We start from the raw sequence: 20493 nt of genomic DNA, 5'->3' as shown, positions 1-20493 counted from the left end.
TTGGCATAGTAAGTGCCATTATCCCATGGGGAGGGGGCGATGGCAGTGCGCGTGAGGACCACCAACGTGCCGGGTCGCAAGGGCCGGTTCCGGCGTACTGCCATCATTTTTGGCGCCGCGCTGCTGCTGGCCGCGCCGGTACAGGCGCAGCCCGAAAAGACGCCGGCGCGCCAGCCCAATATCGTCATCCTGCTCGCCGACGACTGGGGCTTTACCGATGTCGGAGCATTCGGCGCCGAGTTTGCGACCCCCAACCTCGACGCGCTCGCCTATGCGGGCACGCGCTTCACCAATTTCCATGTCGCGGGATCCTGCTCGCCGACGCGGGCGATGCTCCAGACCGGGGTGATGAACCACCGCAACGGGCTCGGCAACATGCCCGAAACCATCCCCGACGAACATCGCGGCCAGCCTGGATACGACACGGTGATGAACCACCGCGTGGTGACGGTTGCCCAGCTGTTGAAGGCGGCGGGCTATCGCACTTATTTTACCGGCAAATGGCACCTCGGCAGCGACACCACGCGGCTGCCGCACGCGCGCGGTTACGACCGGGCCTATAGCCTCGCCGATGCGGGCGCCGACAATTTCGAGCAGCGCCCGATCGAGGGGCTGTACGACACCGCCGCGTGGACCGAAAATGGCAAACCCGCGACGCTGCCGAAGGATTATTATTCTTCGCGCTTCGTCGTCCAGAAGATGATCGATTATGTCGAGGCCGACCGCGCGAGCGGCAAACCCTTCCTCGCCTCGATCAACTTCCTCGCCAATCATATCCCGGTGCAGGCGCCCGACAGCGACATTGCCCGCTATGCCGCGCTGTACAAGGACGGCTGGACCGCGCTGCGCGCCGCGCGGGCGAAGCGCGCCGCCGCGCTCGGCATTGTCCCCGCGGGCGTACCGATCGTCACGATGCCGACGACCGCCGATTGGCAAAAGCTGGACGCCGACGAACGCGCCGCCGCGGTGCGGGTGATGCAGGCCTATGCCGGGATGGCGACCGCGATGGACCGCGAGGTCGGGCGGCTGGTCGCGCATCTGAAGGCCACCGGCGACTATGAGAACACGATCTTCGTGTTCCTGTCGGACAATGGCGCCGAGCCGACCAACCCGTTCGCCAGCCTGCGCAACCGGCTGTTCCTCGACATGCAATATGACCTGTCGACCGCCAATATCGGGCGCCGCGGCAGCTTCAGCGCGATCGGACCCGGCTGGGCGAGCGCCGCCGCCTCGCCTTTGTCGGGATACAAGTTTAGCGCGACCGAGGGCGGGCTGCGCGTCCCGCTGATTGTCACCTGGCCGGGGAACAAACAGGTGCAGCCGGGCGCGATCCGCCACGGGCTGGCGCATGTCTCCGACATCCTGCCGACGCTGACCGAACTCGCCGGGGTCGCTGGCCATGGCGGCCGCTGGCAGGGCAAGGACGTCGAGCCGGTGACGGGCCGCAGCCTCGTCCCGATGCTGACCGGCGCAACCGACAGCGTCCATGGCGACACCCCGCTCGGCTACGAACTGTCGGGCAATGCGGCGCTGTTCAAGGGCGACTATAAGCTCGTCCGTAATCTGGCGCCGACGGGCGACGGAAAATGGCGGTTGTTCGACCTCAAGAGCGATCCGGGCGAGACACGCGACCTGGCGGCGGCGCAGCCCGAACGCTTCGCCGCGATGCTCGCCGACTACCGCGCCTATGCCAAGGCGAACGGCGTGCTCGACATGCCCGCGGGCTACACCGCCAACGAACAGATCAACGCCTACGCGTGGCAGCAGCAGGGCCGCAAGCGCGCGATCAAGGCGGCGCTGTGGCTGGGCGGCGGCTTGCTGGCGCTGGCGTTCTTGGTCTGGGGCTGGCGGCGGCGGAGGGCGCGGCGGTAGCGTTGGCGCGGATGTCGGTGACGGCGGGGATAATTCAAGTTGTGTACGCGGTCGTCAGCTTTGGGGTGGATTCCCGACGTTCCCTTATTTGTCATCCCGGCGAAGGCCGGGATCTCACCCTATCGGTTTACCGCACCGGCGAGATCCCGGCCTTCGCCGGGATGACGATAGTGGTATGGCCACTTCCGGTCGCAACCGGTCACTGCTTTGTCGGACACCTACCCCGTCGGCGCCGGACGCGCCGTATCGATCAGCCGAAACCCGATATGGTCGGTGCCCAGGCTGCGTTCCTGAAACTGCCGCGCCGCGGGGCGATAGCGGGCGCAATAATTGGCGGCGCACAGGAAACTGCCGCCCTTGATGACATTGCTCTCGCCCCCCGCCTTGCTGGTCGTCCATTCCCACACATTGCCGATCAGGTCGTGGACGCCGTGCTCGTCCGCGGGAAAGCAGGCAACCGGCGCGCGGCCGGTGAAGCCGTCGGTGCCAAGGTCGCGTGCCGGAAAGGCGCCTTGGTAATAATTCGCCTGCGGCTTGCCCGCCGCGTCGACCGGGACATGGCGATCCGCCCCGCCGGTCGCCGCCGCCAGTTCCCATTGCTCTTCGCTCGGCAGCGCCTTGCCCGCCCAGCGCGCATAGGCGAGCGCGTCGTCATAACCGATCTGCACCACCGGCTCGCGGTCTTTCCCGTCGATCGCGGTGCCGGGTCCGGCGGGATGGCGCCACTCGGCGCCGACGACCCAGCGCCACCAGTTGGGGTTTCCATCGGTCGGCGCGGTGAACACCGCGCCGCCGGGGACCAGCATGTCGGGCGGCGCGCCCGGCAGCGGCGGCGGGTCGCGCTCGGCGAGGGTCTTGTATCCGGTCGCCTTGACGAAGGCGGTGAACTCCGCATTGGTCACCTCGTGCGTCGCCATCCAGAAGCCCGCGACGCGAACCTCGCGCGGCGGCCCCTCTTCGGGCAGCCGCGCATCGGCGCCCATGGTGAAGGTCGCGCCGGGGATCCACACATAATCCTCGGCGGGCATCGCCGGACATTCGCGAGTGGCAGTCTTGGCGGGCGGATCGTCCACCGCGGTCCCGCACCCCGCCAGCGCGCCCAGCGCCACGATCGGCAGCGCCGCCGCCGCGCGGCGCTTCAAGCCGAGTCCCCGATCGTCGCCATCAGCGTTTCGGCCATGTGCATCATCACCGTCCCGGCTTCTTCCGCCGACAGCCCTTGATCGTGGCGCAGCACGCGCCAGTTCTGGAACGACAGCGCCGCGCACAGCGCCTCGACCCCGATCCGGTCGGTCAGGACGTCGCCGGGCAGCAGGCGCAGCAGCAGCTCGCGCTCCAGCATCACCACCTTGCCATATTGCCCCATCAGGAACGGCGACTGGTACCGCTTGATATTGGCCGCGAGGCGAAAGGGCAGGGTCGTTTCGAACACGCGGACGCGGCGGCGCACCAGGTCGCGAACATTGGCGCGCCAGTCTTGGTCGGGATAGGGCGCGCTGACGATCGGCATCACCTGTTCGGTGATCGTCGCGGTGATTTCGGCATAGAGCGCGTCCATGTCGTCGAAATGGCGAAACACGGTGCGCAGCCCGATTCCGGCCTCCTCGGCCACGCGCGCCGCGCTCGGCGCCAGGTCGCCGCCGACGATCAGCTCCATCATCGCCTCGACGATCCGCTTGTGGCTCGACCGGCCGCGTTCGCGTCGGCCGTCGACCCGCGCGGACCCCGCCTTTGTCGCCGTCGATTTGCTCGTCGCCTTGGTCATGGCTTCTCCGCTGGCCCAGCTTGACGCCGGGGTCAATGCCCGCGTCGCGATCGGTCTTGCGCCGCAACGAATAAAGTGACACATATAGTGTCATAAGTTTCGGCGCAATGGGGAGGCGGGATCGATGGCCGGGCAGGGGGCGACCATAGCGGGCATATGGGCTGCGGCGCTGCTGCTGTGGCTCGCCTTCCTGCTTTTCTACGACGGCATCCGTCGCCCGCTTCGCCGCGAAGAGATTGACGCCTTCCTCGCGACGCTGGGGCCGCGCATGGCCGAAACGGGCAACGACGCGGCGCGGCTGCGCGCCTTTCTCGAGGCGGATGACGGGCGCGAGTTCGTGATGGTCAATCTGGTCGGCACGCGCGCCGGGCCGGTCACCGATCCGGACAGCGGCGAAACGCGCGAGGGCAGCGAATGGCTGCGGCGCTATTCCGACCCCTTCGTCCGCGGGCTGATCGCGCGCGGCGGGCATCCATTGTTCGTGGGGCGCAAGGTCGGGGGCTATATCGACGCGTGGAACACGCCGGACGATCCGGGCTGGTCGCTGGTCGGCACGATGCGATACCGCAGTCGGCGCGACCTGATCCGCATGGCAAGCGATCCGGCATTCCGCGCGGCGCATCCGGCCAAGCTGCTGGGAATCGCGACGACCTTTTCGTTCCCGACCCAGCGGCAGATCGCTTTTTACGCCAGCCCGCGGGTCACCATGGGGCTGCTGCTGGGGTTGCTGGCGGCATTGGCGCACATCGCCGTGCTGACGACTGGATAGGGTGGGGGTTGCCATGAAGAAAAGATGGATCGCATTGGGGGCTATCGCGGCGCTGGGTGTCGGCGGCTATTTCGCATTCGAGTCGAACAAATACCGCCTGCCCGGCATCCTGCAGGACTGGCGCGACCCGGTGCAGCCGAACCAGCCGGTCGCGTGGCAGCAGGGACCGGCGACGCCACCTGCGGGCAAGCGCCCGCCCAACATCATCCTGATCGTCGCCGATGACCTTGGCTATAACGACATCAGCCTGAACGGCGGCGGCGTCGCGGGCGGGATCGTCAAGACGCCGAACATCGACGCCTTGGCGCGCGAGGGGGTGAATTTCACCACCGCCTATGCCGCCAACGCCACCTGCTCGCCCTCGCGCGCCGCGATGATGACGGGGCGCTATCCGACGCGCTTCGGCTTCGAATTTACCGCGGTGCCGGTCCAGTTCGCCGAAAATTTGGCGCATGGCGAAGGCGTCGGGCCGCTAAAGGCGATTTTTCACAAGGATCTGATCGCCCCCGACATCCCCGACTATCCCGATATGGGGGTTCCCGCGAGCGAGGTGACGATTGCCGAAGCGGTGAAGGCGGCGGGGTACCACACGCTGCACATCGGCAAATGGCATCTGGGCGAAGCGCCCGCGTTGCGGCCGGAGGCGCAGGGTTTCGACGAAAGCCTCGCCGTGCTGGCGGGCGGCGCGATGTTCATGCGCGAGGATGATCCCGGGGTCGTCAATGCCAAACTGCCATGGGATCCGATCGACCGCTTCCTGTGGGCCAATCTGCGCCACGCGGTGACCTTCAACAGCAGCAAGCGCTTTTACCCGCGCGGCCATATGACCGACTATTTCGCCGAGGAGGCGATGAAGACGATCGAAGCGAACCGCAATCGACCTTTCTTCCTGTACCTCGCGTTCAACGCGCCGCACACGCCATTGCAGGCGACCAAGGCCGATTATGACCGGTTGTCGCAGATCAAGGATCACAAGACGCGCGTCTATGGCGCCATGATCGCCCAGCTCGATCGGCGGATCGGCGACGTCATGGCCAAGCTGAAGGAACAGGGGATCGATGACGATACGCTCGTCATCTTCACCAGCGACAATGGCGGCGCGTGGTATAACGGGATCGAGCGGCTGAACGCGCCTTTCCGCGGCTGGAAGGCGACCTTTTTCGAAGGCGGCATCCGCACGCCCCTGTTCATGCGCTGGCCGGGCGGCATCGCACCCGGAACACAGCGCGCCGACGTGACCGGCCATCTCGACATCTTTTCGACGATTGCGGCGGCGGCGGGCGCCGCGGTGCCGCGCGACCGGACCATCGACAGCGAGAATATCCTCGCGGGTCCGGCCAGCCGTGCCGCGATGTTCTGGCGGTCGGGCGATTACCGCGCGGTGCGTGCGGGCGACTGGAAATTGCAGGTGACCAAGCGCCCCGAAAAGGCGCGGCTCTACAATCTCGCGACGGATCCGACCGAACAAAAGGATCTCGCCGCGAGCGACCCGCAGCGCGTCGCGGCGCTGCGCGCGCTGATCGAGGCGCAGAACAAGGGCATGGCGAAACCGATCTGGCCGGGCCTGATCGAGGGCCCGGTGCGCATCGACGTGCCGCTGAACGCGCCGTGGCGCGACGGGCAGGACTATATCTACTGGGCCAACTGAGCGGGCTGGCGCGGGCCAAATCGTGAAGGCCAGCGCCGGACTGCAATCCGTCCGTATGGGCTATGCCGACCTTATGCGGGTCGTTTCAACCATGCTCATACTGCTGAAGCGCGGTCGCGCGGTCATAAGGCGTCAGCTCATCGATGCGGCGCTGTTCGACCTTCTCCAACCAATTGGGATCGGCAAGGAGAACGCGGCCAAGCGCGACGAGGTCGAATTCGCCGCGTTCGAACATCGCGACCAGATCCTCCAGGCGCCCGAGCATCGGCGATGAAATGCCCTCGACAAAGTCCTGCATCAGGTCGCGGTCCATCCCGATCGATCCGACGGTGATCACCGGCTTTCCGGTCACTTCCTTGATCCACCCGCCCAGATTCTTGGGATCGCCCGCATATTCGGGCTCCCAGAAGCGGCGCTGCGAAGCGTGGAAGATGTCGACCCCGGCGCGCGCCAGCGGGTCGAGCCAGCGATGCATCTCGTCGGGGTCGCGCGCGAGCTTCACGTCATAATCATAGGTCTTCCACTGCGACACGCGGAAAATGATCGCGAAATCGTCGCCAACCGCGGCGCGGCACGCCGCGATCACCTCGGCGGCGAAGGTGGCGCGGTCGGCGATGTCGGGGCCGCCATAGCGATCGCTGCGCAGGTTGGTCCTGTCCCAGAAAAACTGGTCGAAAATATAGCCATGCGCGCCATGCAGCTCGATCGCATCGCAGCCAATCGCTTTGGCCGCCCGCGCCGATTCGGCAAAGGCGGCGATGGTGTCGGCGATATCGCGGTCGGTCATCGCGCGGCCACCGGGAACGTCGGGACCGGCAAAACCCGACGGGCTGACCAACTCGGCATGTGGTGCGTCGGGATAGTTGAAATCGATGCAGCCACCGACGTGCCACAATTGCGGGACAAACATGCCGCCTTCGGCATGGACGGCATCAACCGCGGCCTGCCAACCCGCAAGTGGTTCGTCGCCCGCGAAAAGCGGCACGGTGTCCGCGGCCACCGTATGGTCGATGGCGACGCCCGTCCCTTCGGTAATGATCGTGCCGATCCCGGCTGCAGCACGGCGGCGGTAATATTCGGCACCGTCGTCGGTCAGCACCCCGCCGGGCGCGAAATAGCGCGACATGGGCGCCATGCAGAAACGGTTCGGTGCCTTCAGCGACTTGCACGTGAAGGGGGCGTGGAGCGGGGCGAGCAGGGCGGCGAGATCATCGAGCGGTGCGGTGGTCATCAGGCAAGCGTCCTCACGAAGTCGAGCAGCGCCTCATTATAGGCGGACGGATTTTCCAGTTGCGGCGAGTGACCGGTGTCCATCGTGAGCAGCGTGCCGTTCGCGGCGCAGTTTGCGGCGAAACCGGCGATCGCCGGATCGGCGATGCTATCCTTGGAGCCGCCGATCGATAGCACGGGAAAGGCGAAGGACGCGAGCAGGTCGCGCTGGTCGAGCGTTGCCAGCCCGGCCAGCGTCTCGCTCGCGCGCGGGCCGGTGGCGAGGAAGCCGCGCTCGACCCAGCCGATCATCGCCTCGCTCGCGCCTTCGCCCGAGGCGCCCTCGGCGAGGGCGCGGAAAAAGCCGGGGCGGTCGGCGGTGATCGCAGCGCCGATGCCGAGCACGTCTTCGGGCAGGCCGCCATGCGGAAAGCCGTCACCCTGCACATAACGCGGCGATGCGCCACAGGTCAGGATCAGGCCTGCGACGCGATCGCCCAGCAATTCGGCCGCGGCGACGGCAACCGCGCCGCCGAGCGACCAGCCGTTGAGCACGACGCGCGATGCGCCGCAGCGCTCGACGATCGCCGCGACATCGCGCGCGATCGCATCGATCGACATGTCGGCAAAGTCGCGATCGGAACGGCCACAGCCGCGGTGATCGACGACCATCGCGCCATGCCCGCCCGCCATCAACGCTTCGACCGCCGATGCCCAATAGTCGCCCGACATGCCCCAGCCGTGGATCAGCACGGTCGGCAATTTGGCCGCGCGGTGATGTTCATAATAGACGCGCCCGCCGTCGTCGGTGTCGAGATAGGCCATAAATGCTCCTATGCGGGGGGCGACAAGGTGACGCCGGGCAGCGGGTTGAAGTGATACATCTTCACCTTGCGGTGCGCGATCTTCCACACCCCGCCACGCCGCTCAAATATGTCGAAATAGCTCGCACTCACCGTTTGCGCCTGTTCGTCGGCAGTCGTGCCGATGCAATCGACATCGCACACGCCGGTCGCGCGGTCATCGCTGTCGAAGGTGATCACAAGATTGGTGGTGAAGTGGCTCGACGCGAGCCAGGCGGGCCAGAGAATATCCTTGGTGACATGCGCGATGCCGTCGCTGCCTTCGAACTTGCCGAAGGGCGGGCCGATGTCCCACACCGCGTCGGGCCACCAGATCGCGCTGAAGCGGTCCCAGTCGCGCTTGTCGAAACCATGGCAATAATCGCTGACCAGATCGTGCATGGCAAAGCGGCTTTCGACACGGTCGAGACGCTGTTCAAGGTCGGTGGCTTCGGTCATCTCGGGCTCCTTGCGCCGCAGCGCATCAGTCAAGGTAGGCGGCAAATTTCGCGCGCGCCGTGGCAAGCCGCGTCGGCACATGATAGCTGGGGAAGGGGCCATCGAACGGGACGACGTCGCGCAGGATGTCCTTGGCGACGCCGACCTTGTGGACCTCGGTCGGGCCGTCGACGATCCCCATTTCGGGGACATATTGCCACATATCCATCAGCGGGGTTTCGTTCGACATGCCGAGCGAGCCGTGAAGATGGAGCGCGCGATAGACGACGTCCTTCAGCACCCCGGGCATCGCTGCCTTGATCGCGCTGATCTCGCGCCGAACGGGTCGGGTATAAGCCTGATCGCGGTCGAGCAGCCAGGCGGCGTAGAGTACGTGCAGCCGGAATTGCAGGATCTGCGTATAGCTGTCGGCGATTTTTTCCTGGACCATCTGCTTGTCGGCCAGCCGTTCGCCCTTGGTGGTGCGGCTAACGACGCGCTCGGTCATATAGTCCATCGCCTTGTTGAGCATGCCGACGGTGCGCATCGCATGATGAATGCGGCCGCCGCCCAAACGTGATTGCGCGACCTTGAATCCCTCGCCGACCGGGCCGAGGCGGCTCGCCTCCGGCACGCGGCAGTCGGTGAAGCGCAGATAGCCGTGGACGCCGCTGCCGATCTCGTCCTTCGGTCCCACCGCGGTGTTGCGCACGATTTCCAACCCCGGCGTGTCGTGCGGGACGATCAGCATGGTCGACCCGTGATGCACCGGAACGTCCGGATCGGTGATGACCATGACGATCAGGAATTCGGCGATGCACGCGTGGCTGGCGAACCATTTTTCGCCGTCGATCACCCATTCGTCGCCGTCGAGCCGCGCCCGGCAGGTGAATTCGCCGGGATCGGCGCCGGCCTGCGGTTCGGTCATCGAATAGCAGGAGACGATTTCGCCATCGAGCAGCGGCTGGAGATATTTCGCCTTCTGCTCTGCCGTGCCGAAGCGGGCAAGGATCTCGGCATTGCCTGTGTCGGGCGCCTGCGTTCCGAACACCACCGGAGCAAACCTGCTTCGTCCGAGGATTTCGTTCATGAGGCCAAGCTTTACCTGGCCGAATCCCGCGCCGCCAAGTTCCGGGCCAAGATGACAGGCCCATAGGCCTCGCTCTTTGACGATTTGCTGGAGCGGACGCATGATCTTGCGCGCCTTGCCAGCCGGATCAAATGGGTCTGCTGGCCCGCGAAATACGAGGTCGAGCGGCTCGACCTCCGCGCGCACGAACGCGGCCATCCAGTCGAGTTGAGCCTGAAATTCGGGGTCGGTCGAAAAATCCCAAGCCATCAGCGGTTCATCCCTTCGCGCGCCGCCACGATCATTGCCCCGCGTACCAGGCGCCATCGACCCACAGTTCGGCACCCGACACATATTTGGCTTCGTCGGAGGCGAGGTACAGGCTGGCGTAGGCGATATCCATCGGGTCGCCGACGACGCCCATCGGGATCGATGCCTTGATGGCGGCGTCCTGTTCGGGGGTGATGTCGCCCAGGATCGGCGTCTTGATCTGGCCGGGGAAGATCGTGTTGACCCGAATACCCTGCTTGGCGAATTCGAGCGCCCCGGCCTTGCCCATAACCCGCACCGCAGCCTTCGAGGCGTGGTAGGAAATCGCGTTCGGACTGCCGATCAGGCCGTAAAGCGAGCTGATGTTGACAATCGCCGCATTGCCCGACGCGAGCAGCGCTGGCGCGGCGGCTTTCATGCCCAGAAAGACCGCGGTCTGGTTGATCGCGATCATGCGGTCCCAGCCTTGCTGTGTTTCGTCGACGATCCCGCCGGGGTGAAAGATGCCGGCGTTGTTGACCAAGGTCGTCAGCTTGCCGAACCGCGCAACGGCATCGGCAACGGCTTTGGCCCAATTTTCGGCATCGCTCACGTCGAGATGGATAAAGGCCGCCGTGCCGCCTTCGCTTTCGATCGCGGCGACGACCGCATGCCCCTTTTCTGCTTGCACGTCGCCGATCAACACCGAAGCGCCTTCGCGCGCATAAAGGATCGCTTGCGCTTCGCCCAGGCCGCTCGCGCCGCCCGAGATCAACGCCGACTTACCGCTCAGCCGGCCTGCCATTCCACACTCTCCCAACTCGTCATTATCGTTGCGAATCTTGTTACACACTTACTAGATGAGAACAAGCAACAATATTCACCCACGAGCTGAATGATATAATTACACTTATAAAACAGATATATATACCTCCAATATCCGATCGGGAAACGCGTCGAGATAAAATTTGCTTGTCGAAAGCAAGCAACTGCGTCAATCTGCTCCCCGGAGCGTGACTCGCGAAATTCGCACACCGCATTCGCGAGAAAATCATACGCCCGTCGATGGGAGAGAAATGATCATGACCGATCGCGTCAAAACCGCGAGCCTGCTCGCTACCGCTGCAATGATAATCTGTCCGGCATCGGCCGCGAGCGCACAGGATGCGAGCGGCGAAGCGTCAGCGGCATCGTCCGGCGGGCTTGAAGAAATCGTCGTCACCGCGCGCAAGCGTGAAGAAAGCATGCAGGACGTGCCTGCTTCGATCAGCGCGCTGTCGGCCGGCGAGCTCGATCGGCGGTTCGATTCCGACGTGCGCGATTTTGCCGACTCATCGCCAAATATTGTGATCGACGATACCCAGCAGGGGCCGGGCGGCGTTGCCGCGGTCTATATTCGCGGCATCGGCGTTGCCGACGTCGAAAAATCGGTCGACCCCGCGGTCGGCGTGGTGTTCGACGATGTCTATATCGGGCAAAGCTCGGGCAGCCTGCTGAAGGCGATCGATATCGACCGGGTCGAGGTTCTCCGCGGACCGCAGGGCACGCTGTTTGGCCGCAATGCCACCGGCGGCGTCATCAATCTCGCCCGCTCGCGACCGACCTATGACCTCACCGGCAAGGCGCGCTTGACCTATGGCCGGTTCGACACCTGGAAAATCGAGGGGGTCGCCAGCACCGGATTGTCCGAGAATGTCGCGGTCAAGGTCAGCGGCGCTTATGAAAAGTCCGACGGCTATATCTTCAACCGCGTCCAGGACCAGCCGGGCCAGCGGTCGAAATTCTATGCGCTGTCCGCAGCGCTGCTTTTTGAGCCGACCGACAATCTCGATATCCAGCTGAGCTATGATCATCAAAAGACCAAGCAGGATCCGCCGCAGCTACTGGCGATCAATCGGCCGACCGATCTGTTCTGCGTCGCGTACGCGCAATGCTCGCCTTCGCCCGGCGTGCCGACGTCGGGCGACCGCTATGTCAGCGTCTCCGACGGACGACTGGAGCGCAATGCGACGTTCAAGCTCGACATGGCGATCGCCAAGGCGACCTACGACGTCGGTTCCGACATGCAGGTCGACTATATTTTCGGCTGGCTGAAAACCGACGAAGAGATCAATCAGGATTTCGACGCAGGCCCGCAAACGCTGTATCACACCGACCGCCCGGCGCGCTGGCGCCAGACGACCAATGAACTGCGGCTGACGAAGGGTGGCAGCGGTCCGCTAACCTTCGTCCTCGGCGCTTATCTTTGGGATTCCCGCTACACGATCAATCTCAAAAACTACATCGGCTTTGCCGGTCCCCCGCTGTTGACCAGTGCGCAAGACGTGACGCAGACCAACAAGTCATGGGCGATTTATGGCGAGGCTGATTATGAGATTTTCGACCGGCTGACGCTGACCGTCGGCGCGCGTTACACGAAGGACAGGAAGTCGAGCATCGTCAACGATCTGCCGGTTTTCATCTATGGCACCACGGTCGAAGCAAACCCGATTGCAACGCTTCCGGGTTCGATCGTCATGGCCGCGCCGGTCAAGGAAAGCTGGAAGAAATTCACCCCGCGCGTTTCGCTGCGTTACGAGCTTTCCGATGAAGCCATGGTCTATGCCCTATGGTCGCGCGGCTATCGCGGTGGCGGATTCAACGGCCGTCCGGCAACCATCGGTGCGGCGACGATTCCCTATGATCCCGAAACGCTCGACAACTACGAAGCCGGTTTCAAGACCGAGTTCGCGGGCGGGCGCGTGCGCCTGAACGGTGCGGCGTTCCTGATGAAATATAAGGATATGCAGCAGGATCTCGACGTCCCTGCGCCGGGAACCTCAACGGGGCGCGAGAACCGCACGATCAATGCGTCTTCGGCAGAATTTAAGGGCGTTGAGCTCGATCTGACCGCGCGCCTGTTCGACGGCTTCACGCTCAGCGGCAACCTCGGCTATCTCGACGCCAAATATAAGGATTTCTTTGGGGACATCTACAGCACCGGCACGCCGGTCGATGCCTCGTTCCTGAAGATCCGCCGCGCGCCAAAATGGACGTGGAGCCTGGGCGGCATCTATGAGGCCGACATCGGCAGCAATGCATCGGCGTGGATTGCCGGCGACGTCCATTATATCGGCGGGCACGAGATCACCTTCCTCAACAACCCGAACCTGCGCAACAATGGGCAGTATCTGGTCGATGCGTCGATCAACGCGCGGTTCAACCAGACCACGGTCAGCCTGTTCGGCAAAAATCTGGCCAATGAAAAGGGCTGGACGATCGGCTACGACGTGCAGGGGGTGTGGAGCTACGCCGCGCCGCGCCCGCGGCGGACGTGGGGCGTTGCCGTGACCCAGGCCTTCTGAGTAGCGCTGGAGATGACGACATGGTCGAAGCCTGAACCACGCCGATGGGTGGTCACCGGCGCATCGCGAGGGCTGGGCCTCGCGATCGCCCGGCTGGCCGCCAGCAAGGGTGATCGCGTCGCCCTGATCGCGCGCGGCGCGGATATCGACGCGCAGGCGAAAGCGGTCGGCGGCGAGGCCATCGGCCTGGTCGCCGACGTGACCGATCCGGCGTCGGTCGCGGCCGCCTGCGCGCAGATTGCCGAGCGTTGGGGCGGTATCGATGTCCTGATCAACAACGCCGGCCTCCATCGCGGCGGGCTGCTTGCTTCGCTGTCGCACGGCGATTGGCAATCGGTGCTGGATACCAACCTGTCCGGCCCGCTCAACTTTGTGCGCGCCGCCCTGCCGCACATGGGCGAAGGTGGGTCGATCGTGAATATCGGGGCCGTCGTCGGGCTGCGCGGTTTTGCCGGCGACGCGGCCTATGGCGCGTCAAAGGCCGGGCTGGCCGGGTTGACACAGGTGCTGGCGGTCGAGCTGGCGCGGAGCGGTATCCGGGTCAATTATGTCATTCCGGGGCTGACCGCGACCGAAATGACCGCGGGCATATCGGCACGCGCCAAAGCCAAGCTTGTCGCGAGTATTCCGCTCGGTCGCGAAGGCACCGCCGAGGAGCTGGCCGATGTCGTCTGGTGGGTGGCGGGGTCGCCCTATATGACCGGCTCGATCATCTCGAACGACGGCGGGCTGCTGTGCAGATTGTGAGCGATCCGGCCGAGCGGTTTGCCCGTTGGCTGGAAGACGAAGCGGGCATAGCGGGGGCACGGATCGTCCGCCCACTGACCGGCGGCAATGCCAATGTCACGAGCCTGGTCGAAACCGCCGACGGCCCGATGGTGCTCCGCTATCCCCCCGCGGATACGGTGTCCGACTTAGCCAGTGCAGGCATTGCGCGCGAATTTCGGTTCATATCGGCGATCGCGGGCAAGGCGCCGGTGGCCGAACCGATCCTGTTCTGCGACGATCTTGCGGTGCTCGGCGCGCCCTTTTCGCTGACCCGTTTTGTCCGCGGAGTGGCGATCACCGACACGCTGCCGTCCGTTTATTCGAACAGCGTCGATACGCTCGATGCGGTCGGCCACGCGCTGATCGACGCGCTCGCCAGCGTTCACGCGATCGCGCCGGTCCCCGCTGAGCTGGGCGATGTCGACAAGGCGCGGACGTTTGTACCGCGCCAGATCGAGCGCTGGCGCACGGTGCGCGCTGTCCATGCGGTCCGCAATCTGCCGCTGATCGAAACACTCGGCGCGTGGCTCGCGGCGAACGTGCCGGAACCAGAAGCGGTGCGGATCGTGCATTGCGACTATCATCTCGACAATGTTTTGATGGACCCCGAAGTGCCAGAGGTCAGGGCGATCCTCGATTGGGAAATGGCGACGCTGGCCGATCCGATGGTCGACGTCGGGCTGGTCACCGCGATGTGGAATCGCGATGAAAGCCTGCCGCTCGGTTTCGCCTTTGTTCAGCGCGTGTCGAATTTGCCCGGCGTGATCGACGGCACGGGGCTGGCGCAACGCTGGGCTCACACGACCGGACTGTCGATCGATCATCTCGGATATTTTCAGGCTTTCGCGCTGTGGCGCCTCGCCGCGATCGTCGAGGGCGCCTATGTGCTGTTTCGCGAAGGGCAGGTCGACGGGGCATATGAGCGCGGGCTGGAGCATGATGTGCCAGCGTTGCTCGATGCAGCGTGGCGAATCGCGGCGGCCGAGGGGATGGCGTGATGGACGCGACGATGATGCACGAGCCGCTGGGGACTGCGGCCATCGTCGCGCACGGCGAACATATCCACGCTACGAGCCGCATCGGCCTGTTCGACGGTGAGCGGGTGACGTGGCGCAGCTATGCCGAGACAGCCGAACGCGCCCGCCGTCTTGCCGCGGCGTTGCAGGCTACGGGCGTCGAAGCGAACACCCGGGTTGCAACGCTCAGCTGGAATGATTTTGCGCATTTCGAGGCCTATCTGGCGGTGCCAGCGATGGGCGCGGTGCTCCACACGCTCAATCTGCGTCTGCATCCCGATCAACTGCGTTACATCATGGCGGACGCCGAAGACGGCTTTCTGATTGCCGATGCTACGCTGCTCGCCGGGCTGGTGCCACAGGTCAATTCGCTGACCGACCTGCGCCACATCATCGTGACGGGCGACACCGAGCAGCTTGCCGGGCTCGAGAAGCCCTGGACGTCCTACGAAGCGTTTATCGCGGGCCACGCGCCGATCGCGCAATTTCCGGACGTCGACGAGACCGCCGCCGCGGCCACATGCTATACCTCGGGGACGACCGGCGATCCCAAAGGTGTCGTCTATTCGCATCGCACAATCTTTCTGCACAGCCTGGCGTCGATGGCCGCCAATGCCTTTGCGCTCAGCGACCGCGATACCATCCTGCTGCTGCCCCCGATGTTCCATGCCAATGCGTGGGGGCTGCCCTATTCGGGCTGGCTCGCGGGCGCCGATTTCGTGCTGCCGGGGCCGCATTTGCAGCCCGAGGCCATTCGCCGGATGATTCGCGCCACCGCGCCGACCTTTACCGCGACGGTCCCGACCATCCTCAACGACCTGCTGCGTGCCGATGCCGCTGACCCGGTGGATATGACCAGCTTTCGCGTCATCGTGGCGGGCGGATCGGCGGTTTCGGAAGGGCTGATCGCCGATGTCGAGCGCTGCTGGAATATCCCGCTGATCCAGGGCTGGGGCATGACCGAAACCAGCCCGTTATGCGTCCTGTCGCATCCCCCCGCCGACGTACCGCCCCAAGATGCGCGCCGGTTGCGCGCGAAAAGCGGGCGTCCCGTCGCCGGGGTCCGGGTGCGGCTGGTCGATGATCAGGACAGGCCGGTCGCCGAAGATGGTCGGAGCGTCGGGCGGTTGCAGCTGCGCGGGGCCTGGATCGCGCGCGGTTACCACCGCGGCGCTGGGGCTGGCGTGCTGACCGACGATGGCTGGCTCGATACCGGCGATGCGGGCACTATCGACGCGCGCGGCTATGTGCAGGTCACCGACCGATTGAAGGATCTGATCAAGTCGGGGGGCGAGTGGATTCCCTCGGCGGAACTGGAGAACCATATCGCCAGCCTGCCCGGCGTCGATCTCGCGGCGGTGATCGGCGTTTCCGATCCGCGCTGGGAGGAGCGGCCGCTGGCGATCGTCACGACGCCTGACGGCCTGCGCCCCGATTTCGCGGCCTTGCGATCGGCGTTACAGGGCGGGATCGCGCGGTTCTGGATTCCCGAATATTGGGCGCACACCGATACGCTGCCATTGACCAGCGTCGGCAAGATTGACAAGCAGGCGCTGCGCGCGGCCGTCGCGACGGGCAAAATGGCTTTTGAAAGGATTGATGAATCTTCATGAACGCACCGTCGTCGATGAAGGGCAAGGCCTCGCTGCGCGAGGTGACACAGGTCCAGCCGGCTCCCGCCAAGGTCCGTGCCAAGCCGCGCGCCGTTCGCCGCACGCAGGCCGAACGCACCGCATTGTCCGACGCCCGGATGTTCGACGCTGCCATGCAGCTGATCGTCGAGCAGGGAACCCACGCAACGACGCTCAAGGAGGTCGGCGAGCGCGCCGGCTATTCGCGCGGACTCGCATCGAGCCGCTTCGGATCGAAAGATGCGCTGTTCGGACAGCTGGTGTTGCACTTCAACACCAGCTGGACGCGCGAACTGGCGAACAAGGTCGGTACCCGCGGCGGCGCCCAAGCCTGCCTTGCCGCCTTGCGCGCGGTCGAGGGATTTTTGTCGAGCCACTCGGGTTACATGCAGGCGATGTATATCCTGTGGTTTGAATCGATCAGTTCGCACAATGATGTGCGCGACCATCTTGCCGCCTATCACGAAATCTATCGCCGCGACGTCGCGCACTGGGTCGAGGAAGGCATCGCCAGCGGCGAGATCGATACGTCGGTCGACGCCGAATGCTATGCGTTCGGCTTCTGCAGCTTTATCTTCGGCACGATCTATCAATGGCTTGTCGCACCCGGCAGCGTCGACCTGCCGAAACAGTTCGAAGCCTTTCGCCGCTCGACCGCGAAAGCCTTTGGAACCACGTACTGAGTCTCTCGGTCAAGTCATAATAAGTCCTGTAAAACCAATGATATGGGGGCAAGTTTTTGCGCTTGATTTTCTATTTGCTAGACGCTAGCAAATAAATTGCGCGATGCCGATAATGGCACTGACATATGGGAGAGTTGGCTTGGCATGGGTTGTCGATCCGCGGCGATTGTGCAGCATAGGGGACCATTTGGTCGCGATGCCGCTGCGGATGCGCGTCGCCCGGCGCAGCCCTCCGTCGCGTATCACTGAAAAATTCGACGGATGACGCGCGCTGATCGCGTTGACGGCGGTTTGATGCGCCCGGTGCTCGACGGTGTTCGCGTGATCGAGCTGGCAGGGATCGGCCCCGCGCCCTTTTGCGGCATGATGCTCGCCGACCACGGCGCCGAGGTGATCCGGATCGACCGGCCCGGGGGCAGCGACCCGCTGGCGCAGGATCAGCGGCGCGATGTCCTGCTGCGCTCGCGGCGCTCGATCACGCTCGACCTGAAGCAGCCGGAGGCGGTAGAGATCGTTGGCAGGCTTGTCGAAACCGCCGATGGCCTCATCGAAGGGTTTCGGCCGGGGGTGGCCGAGCGGCTGGGACTGGGGCCTGACAAATTGCTGCTGCGCAACCCGGCACTGGTATATGGGCGGATGACGGGTTGGGGGCAGCATGGCCCCTTGTCGGACAAGGCGGGCCACGACCTCAATTATATATCGCTCAACGGCTGCCTCGGCGCGCTGGGTTCAGAGGGTGAACCGCCACCGCCGCCGCTGAACCTGATCGGCGATTATGGCGGCGGCGGCATGATGCTGGCGTTCGGGTTCGTCGCGGCGTTGCTCGCGGCGCGCCAGACCGGCGAGGGGCGCGTGATCGATTGCAGCATGGCCGAAGGATCGGCCGCGTTGATGGCGGGCATGTGGTCGCTCACCCACAACGGGATGTGGGATAAGGGCCGCGGCCAGAATCTGCTCGATGGCGGGGCACCGTTCTACGCCTGCTACGCCTGCTCGGATGGCGCCTTTATCGCGATCGGCGCGATCGAGGCGCAATTTTATGCGCGGCTGATTGACGCGCTGGGTTTGTCCAGCGATCCCCTGTTTGCCGCCCAGCACGACCAATCGAAATGGCCCGCGATGAAGGCGCGGCTGGCCGCCATTTTTGGGTCGGCGTCGCGGGCGAGCTGGACCGAGCGATTGCAGCACCGCGATTGTTGCTACACCGAGGTGCTGACGATGGCCGAAGCGCCGTCGCACGCGCACAACCGCGCCCGCGGCAGCTATCTGGAGGTCGGGGGTCTAACGCAACCGCATCCGGCACCGCGCTTCATCGGCACCCAGGTTGCGGCGCCCCAGATGTGGCAGCGTGATTCCGACCGCGCGGAAATCCTTGCCGAGATCGGCGTGGCAGACCCCGATCGGATCGCGGCGACATAAAGCTTTGAGTGAGAATGACGGGCGCTGACCAAGGCGCCGTTGGATACTGGAGAGAGCAATGACGACAATCGCCGATACAAGCGTGGCCCCCGAGCGTCGCGAAGATCAGCCTGCCGTAGATTATGACGCGATCGTCATCGGCGCCGGCTTTGCCGGCCTGGCGCTGATCCATTATCTGCGCGAGGCCGGTATCAGCGTCCGTGTCTTTGACCGCGCATCGGACATCGGCGGCACCTGGACGTGGAACCGCTATCCAGGCGCGGCGACTGACAGCGAAAGCTATTACTACTGCCTGACCTTCTCGCCCGAGTTGTTGCAGCAATGGTCATGGTCCAAACGCTATCCCGGCCGCGAGGAAACCCAGAATTATATGCGGTTCGTCGCGGACAAATGCGACATGTGGCCGCACATCCAGTTCAACACCGAAATCGTCGAGGCGGAGTATCTGGAATCGCGCGGCTGCTGGCAGGTCAAGACCGGCGAGGGCGACGTCTATAGCTGCAAATATTTCATCAGCGGCATGGGGATGATTTCGGAACCGATGATCCCCAAGATCCCCGGTATGGACCGCTTCAAGGGACCGATCTTCCATTCCTTGCGCTGGCCGCATGAAGGGCTGGATTATACTGGCAAGAAGGTCGGCATCATCGGCGCCGGCGCTACCACCGTTCAGATGCTGCCCGTCGTCGCCGAAACCGCCGGCAGCGTGACGGTATTCCAGCGCACGCCAAATTATGTCCTGCCCGCGATGCAGAAAGACATGACCCCTGAGTGGGAGAAAGAGATCAAGGACAATTATCCGGCGATCGTGGCGAAGTGCCGCAATCATGTCTTTGGCATGGCCTTCGACAGCCCGGTCGGGCGCAACGTGCTGGACACCCCGCCCGAGGAACGCCAGCGCATTTTCGAGGAGAATTGGACCGGCAGCTTCCGCTGGGTTTTCGAAACCTTCGACGATTTGCTCGCCAGTCCCGAAGCCAACCGCATCGCGGGCGATTTCATCGCCGCCAAGATGCGTGAGCGGGTCAAGGATCCTGCGCTGGCTGACCTGCTGACCCCCAGCTTCGACGATTATCCGCTGTTCGCCAAGCGTCCGCCGCTCGATCACGGCTATTTCGAAGCTTTCAATCGCGACAATGTGCATCTGGTCGACATCAAGAAGCGCGAGCCGCTGGTCGAGATCACCGACACGGGGGTGCGCACCACACTCAACGATTATGAATTCGACATCATCGTGCTGGCGACGGGCTTCAAGGCCTACACGGGGGCGCTCGAAGCCTTTCCGATCCGCGGTAAGGGCGGTCAGACGCTGCGCGAAAAATGGCAGGTCCAATCGTCGTCGATCATGGGAGTCTGCGTCGCCGGCTTCCCGAACATGTTCATCGTTACCGGTCCGCAGGCGCCGTTCGCCAACCTGCCGACGTCGATCGAGCAGAATGCGATCTGGATATCGCGCTGTATCGCGAAGATGGAACGCGAGGGGCTCGATCTGTTCGAACCGCGCGAGGAGGCCGAGCGCGAATGGACCGCCGCGACCGCCGATATTCACGGCCAGACGTTGATGGCCGAAGGCGACAAGGTCAATTCGTGGATGATGGGCGCCAACCGCGACGACAAGGGCGCGCGCGTGCTGATCTATTTCGGTGGCGCCAACCTTTATTATGACGCGCTGGACCGATCGGCGGCGGACGATTTTCCGGAGCTCGAGTTCAAAAGGCGCGCGTAGGACGGCGGCTTCGCGCCGGCGCAGGGGCGCCGCGTCCTTGTCTCT

The 20493-nt window shown here is 64.5% G+C and carries 17 protein-coding genes; 10 read left to right on the top strand and 7 right to left on the bottom strand.

Annotation, left to right across the window (positions count from 1 at the left end):
• Window positions 1-51 precede the first annotated feature (51 nt).
• Window positions 52-1872 (top strand): arylsulfatase, encoded by a 1821-nt coding sequence (locus G9408_RS08240; RefSeq protein WP_328804419.1) that lies wholly within the window; start codon window positions 52-54, stop codon window positions 1870-1872.
• A 218-nt stretch (window positions 1873-2090) separates the two neighbouring features.
• Here the strand turns inward: G9408_RS08240 and G9408_RS08235 are convergent, their stop codons facing one another.
• Window positions 2091-3014 (bottom strand): formylglycine-generating enzyme family protein, encoded by a 924-nt coding sequence (locus tag G9408_RS08235; protein ID WP_210423294.1) that lies wholly within the window; start codon window positions 3012-3014, stop codon window positions 2091-2093.
• The gene (locus G9408_RS08230; protein WP_168453576.1) at window positions 3011-3637 is read right to left on the bottom strand and encodes a TetR/AcrR family transcriptional regulator; all 627 of its coding nucleotides are present in this window, start codon (window positions 3635-3637) and stop codon (window positions 3011-3013) included. Before G9408_RS08230 ends, G9408_RS08235 begins: the two co-directional genes overlap by 4 nt.
• Window positions 3638-3761: 124 nt before the next feature.
• Between G9408_RS08230 and G9408_RS08225 the strand changes: the two genes are divergently transcribed.
• Together G9408_RS08225 and G9408_RS08220 are read left to right on the top strand one after the other, a co-directional pair.
• Window positions 3762-4406: a hypothetical protein gene (locus tag G9408_RS08225; protein WP_168453575.1), complete on the top strand. Its 645-nt coding sequence runs from the start codon at window positions 3762-3764 to the stop codon at window positions 4404-4406.
• Window positions 4407-4419: 13 nt separating this feature from the next.
• Window positions 4420-6054: a sulfatase-like hydrolase/transferase gene (locus G9408_RS08220; protein WP_168453574.1), complete on the top strand. Its 1635-nt coding sequence runs from the start codon at window positions 4420-4422 to the stop codon at window positions 6052-6054.
• An 85-nt stretch (window positions 6055-6139) separates the two neighbouring features.
• Here the strand turns inward: G9408_RS08220 and G9408_RS08215 are convergent, their stop codons facing one another.
• Genes G9408_RS08215 through G9408_RS08195 form a run of 5 tightly spaced genes read right to left on the bottom strand, consistent with a single transcriptional unit; the run spans window position 6140 to window position 10666 of the window.
• A complete protein-coding gene (locus G9408_RS08215; protein ID WP_168453573.1) occupies window positions 6140-7285 on the bottom strand; it encodes an oxidoreductase in 1146 nt (381 codons plus the stop codon).
• Window positions 7285-8088: an alpha/beta fold hydrolase gene (locus G9408_RS08210; RefSeq protein ID WP_168453572.1), complete on the bottom strand. Its 804-nt coding sequence runs from the start codon at window positions 8086-8088 to the stop codon at window positions 7285-7287. The genes G9408_RS08215 and G9408_RS08210 overlap by 1 nt, the downstream gene beginning before the upstream one ends.
• Window positions 8089-8096: 8 nt before the next feature.
• Entirely contained in the window at window positions 8097-8564 is a 468-nt protein-coding gene (locus G9408_RS08205) for a nuclear transport factor 2 family protein (protein ID WP_168453571.1), read from the bottom strand.
• 25 nt (window positions 8565-8589) lie between these two features.
• A complete protein-coding gene (locus tag G9408_RS08200; protein ID WP_168453570.1) occupies window positions 8590-9882 on the bottom strand; it encodes an acyl-CoA dehydrogenase family protein in 1293 nt (430 codons plus the stop codon).
• Window positions 9883-9913: 31 nt separating this feature from the next.
• A complete protein-coding gene (locus G9408_RS08195) occupies window positions 9914-10666 on the bottom strand; it encodes an SDR family NAD(P)-dependent oxidoreductase (RefSeq protein ID WP_168453569.1) in 753 nt (250 codons plus the stop codon).
• A gap of 277 nt (window positions 10667-10943) precedes the next feature.
• On the opposite strand from G9408_RS08195, the gene G9408_RS08190 reads away from it, so the two are divergent.
• The 7 genes from G9408_RS08190 (at window position 10944) to G9408_RS08160 (ending at window position 20448) form a co-directional block, all read left to right on the top strand.
• On the top strand, window positions 10944-13205 hold the full coding sequence (locus tag G9408_RS08190; protein ID WP_168453568.1) for a TonB-dependent receptor: 2262 nt from the start codon (window positions 10944-10946) through the stop codon (window positions 13203-13205).
• A gap of 12 nt (window positions 13206-13217) precedes the next feature.
• A complete protein-coding gene (locus tag G9408_RS08185; RefSeq protein ID WP_168453567.1) occupies window positions 13218-13952 on the top strand; it encodes an SDR family NAD(P)-dependent oxidoreductase in 735 nt (244 codons plus the stop codon).
• Complete coding sequence (locus G9408_RS08180) at window positions 13940-14971, top strand: phosphotransferase family protein (protein ID WP_168453566.1); 1032 nt, start codon at window positions 13940-13942, stop codon at window positions 14969-14971. The genes G9408_RS08185 and G9408_RS08180 overlap by 13 nt, the downstream gene beginning before the upstream one ends.
• Window positions 14971-16602 carry a long-chain-fatty-acid--CoA ligase gene (locus G9408_RS08175; RefSeq protein ID WP_168454069.1) on the top strand — a complete coding sequence of 544 codons (1632 nt, stop codon included), beginning with the start codon at window positions 14971-14973 and terminating at the stop codon, window positions 16600-16602. Before G9408_RS08180 ends, G9408_RS08175 begins: the two co-directional genes overlap by 1 nt.
• Window positions 16599-17303: a TetR/AcrR family transcriptional regulator gene (locus tag G9408_RS08170; RefSeq protein WP_210423292.1), complete on the top strand. Its 705-nt coding sequence runs from the start codon at window positions 16599-16601 to the stop codon at window positions 17301-17303. Before G9408_RS08175 ends, G9408_RS08170 begins: the two co-directional genes overlap by 4 nt.
• A gap of 261 nt (window positions 17304-17564) precedes the next feature.
• The gene (locus G9408_RS08165) at window positions 17565-18722 is read left to right on the top strand and encodes a CaiB/BaiF CoA transferase family protein (RefSeq protein WP_235957628.1); all 1158 of its coding nucleotides are present in this window, start codon (window positions 17565-17567) and stop codon (window positions 18720-18722) included.
• A 58-nt stretch (window positions 18723-18780) separates the two neighbouring features.
• Window positions 18781-20448: a flavin-containing monooxygenase gene (locus G9408_RS08160; protein ID WP_168453565.1), complete on the top strand. Its 1668-nt coding sequence runs from the start codon at window positions 18781-18783 to the stop codon at window positions 20446-20448.
• The last annotated feature ends 45 nt before the right edge of the window (window positions 20449-20493 follow it).

This window comes from Sphingopyxis microcysteis, from assembly GCF_012274265.1.
Classification (GTDB): domain Bacteria; phylum Pseudomonadota; class Alphaproteobacteria; order Sphingomonadales; family Sphingomonadaceae; genus Sphingopyxis; species Sphingopyxis microcysteis.
This window is presented reverse-complemented; position numbering and strand designations above follow the sequence as displayed.